The 2,685-nt window shown below is 65.8% G+C and carries 2 protein-coding genes; one reads left to right on the forward strand and one right to left on the reverse strand.

Translation table 11 applies throughout. The annotated features are described in order from the left end of the window. Positions 1–674: 674 nt before the first annotated feature. A complete protein-coding gene (locus tag ACFWFR_RS18980; protein ID WP_377624137.1) occupies positions 675–959 on the forward strand; it encodes a putative quinol monooxygenase in 285 nt (94 codons plus the stop codon). 672 nt (positions 960–1,631) lie between these two features. Here ACFWFR_RS18980 and ACFWFR_RS18985 read toward each other — a convergent pair. Next, on the reverse strand, positions 1,632–2,075 hold the full coding sequence (locus ACFWFR_RS18985) for a hypothetical protein (RefSeq protein WP_377624139.1): 444 nt from the start codon (positions 2,073–2,075) through the stop codon (positions 1,632–1,634). Positions 2,076–2,685: the final 610 nt, after the last annotated feature.

Raw genomic sequence — 2,685 nt, forward strand, 5'->3', positions numbered from 1 at the left:
GGCATTAACTATCAAGCACACTGTTGAGTTCTCAAGCAACCGACACGCACCGACTCCAACCCGTTTCCAGGCCTTCACTCGGGGCAACTTCTTAATCTTATCAGACTCTCCGGGGCTTTCCAACTTCATGATTTCTTGTGAAGTGAGCCTTCCAAGTCGGCCACATTCCCTACTCCTCGAGGACACGAATGTCCTCAGAAGTCTCAAGGAAGTTTGGCTCACCCGGGGGATCCAGCCACTTCGCGGCGGCTCCGAGGAGCTTCGCAGTGGTGTCTGTTCCTCCCTGCCGGGCTGACTCAGAGAACATTACTGGGGGACCTCCCTCTGGTCAAACCCGCTCGGGGTGACCCCGGTCACCGCGTCCTCGTGCCGGGGTCCCGCGCTTCGGGTGCCGCCATGGGCCGACCACCGGCTGACCCCGGGCTGACGAGAGGTCTCAGGGTGCTGCGGTCCCCCGCGGCCCGCAGCACGGGTCCATGAGTGCCGACCTGTGGACGTCTCGTTGTCGACTGATGGCACCGGGGCGCCGGCGCGCTGTGGTTGCGAGTACGGTCGACCGGGCGGGCGTCCCGGGCGGCCGCCGTGCATCCGTGGGCGGACCGCGGGACACCACGCAGGACGAGGTCGTCCGCCCGCACGCCACCCCCTTCCCCCTTCCCCCTCGAGGAGACTCCTTGATCCGCGTACACGTCCCCTGCATGGTGCAGGAGGCCGATCTTCCTCGAGCACTTGCGGTCTATGAGGAGCTGGTCGCCGCCACCCGGCGCGAGCCAGGCTGTCTCTCGTACGAGCTCCTGCAGCTGGAGGACCACCCGACCTCGCTGCTCCTCACCGAGGAGTGGGAGTCCCGCGATCACCTGAGGGCTCACACGCAGACCGAGCACTTCATCCGCCTCGTGGCGGAGCTGGAGTCGCTCGAGGTGGCCGAGCCCGCGGTGTTCTTCCGACGCATCCTGTAGCTCGAGGACAGGCACCAGGTCGGTCGTCGCGCACGTGCCAAGGACCGTTCGCCTCGAACGCCCGGATCCGCTCCGTCACGAGGCTCCCCGGAGGACGCGAGTCTGGCGATGTCCTTGCCCGATCGCGAGGGCTCTCGAGGACCCTGTCGGTCACCCCGGACATCGATGTCAGCGTGCTCCACTCGGTGTCGGCAGGTCGACTCCCAGGAGGGTTGTCAGAAGATGAGCGGGGTATGGCCAGGTGCCAGTTCTGACACATGGTCAAGTGCGCGGTACTCGAGTCTGATGCAACTCGCTGGTCGGGGTGAAGTGCCGGTGAAAGATCGCCGGGCACAGCGGCGGGGGCGGACACGATGTCTGCAGGGACGTCGCCGTACCAGGTCACCGAGTTGCGCTGACGATCCTCGATCAACGCCACCGTGCCGAACCTGTCGGCCTCACCTTAGGTGCGTTGAATCGTCTCGATCGTGTTCGCCAGCTCCTCGGCGATGGGCTCGTGCGTGAGGAGATCTTCGAGCCGGTTCGGGTCGATGCCTGAGTCGGGGCCGGCGAGGACCTCGGCGTCGGGTACGACCGTGACATCCGGGAGTTAGTCTGCCGCGGACAAGGTTGCGCTCCCGCCGAACAGTGTTGCGGCGATCGCTACGGTAGAGACTCGCAAGAACGTGCAGTTCACTGGTCCTCCTGGAAAGCAACTGGGATTCTCTCGTCGGCGATCCGTGCGAACTTCACGCTTGAGGCGTCTCCTCCCTCCGGCAGGACGATCACGTGGCTGTAGGGGGAAAGGTCAGCGGTGCAGCCCTGAGACCCGTCAGGGGCCCGCATGGTGATCTCGAGCGTGCTGGAGTTCGCCCATTCGATCGCCGTGGGGAACGCGGGGCAGCTCGTGCTTCCCCAGAGCGTCACGGTGAGCTGCGGCGGGTGCGCGGATGCGTCGATCAGAACCTGACTCGTGCCCTCCGGCGGAGGCTCCAGTGTCGACTCGCTCGAAAGAAAGGCGTCGATCGCGATAGACGTCGCCCTCGGCGCCGGCGGTTCCTCGCCACTGCAAGCCGAGGCCATCACAAGAACGCACAGAAGCGCGACGATGCGCAGGGTGGAAGGACCCTTTGCCATACTTCGGACGCACCCCCTCGATGGCGCTGCAGACGTGCAGATCCTGGCATGCGCGCCGTAATCGTTCAACCCCAGCGGCCTGAGCCACATGAAAGCTAGTACGCGGCGGTTCGCAGTCGGGCGTCGGTGCGGTCTCGGTGTCGGAGGCCCGGGCTGGAGAGTTGGCAGGCATGGACTAAGCCAGAGCACCGCCGCGAAATGGGCCGTCCACTCCCAGACCGGCTGGGCCGACTACCTCGCGGCGTGCACCGCAACGAGCGATGAACGGAGCGGCAGGGATGAATAGTGCACCCTCAGACACCGACACTCTGCCGGTAGGGGTGGCGGTGATGCTGTCAGAAGGTGAGCGCGGTATGGCCCGGTGCAGTACTGACGACGGAGCCCTGGGTACAGGAATGCCCCGGGCACAGGTGTGCTCGGGGCTGGGTGTACGGGCTGGCGGTCCAGAGGACCGTGTGGTTCAGAGGGCCGCGTGGTGCAGAGGGCCGTGCGGTGCCGGCGTGGCCGGGATGTGCGGGGGTATGCCAAAGGCCCACCCCGTGTGGGGTGGGCCTTTGGTGAATGGTTGTCCGGCGGCGACCTACTCTCCCACCCCGTCTCCAGGGCAGTA

The organism is Oerskovia sp. NPDC060287, from assembly GCF_042726775.1.
In the GTDB taxonomy this organism is placed as follows: Bacteria; Actinomycetota; Actinomycetes; order Actinomycetales; family Cellulomonadaceae; genus Oerskovia; species Oerskovia merdavium.

Bases quoted from the DNA above. Each gene is read 5' to 3' on its own strand.
- ACFWFR_RS18985 (WP_377624139.1), bottom strand. From the start codon at position 2,075: ATGGCAAAGGGTCCTTCCACCCTGCGCATCGTCGCGCTTCTGTGCGTT.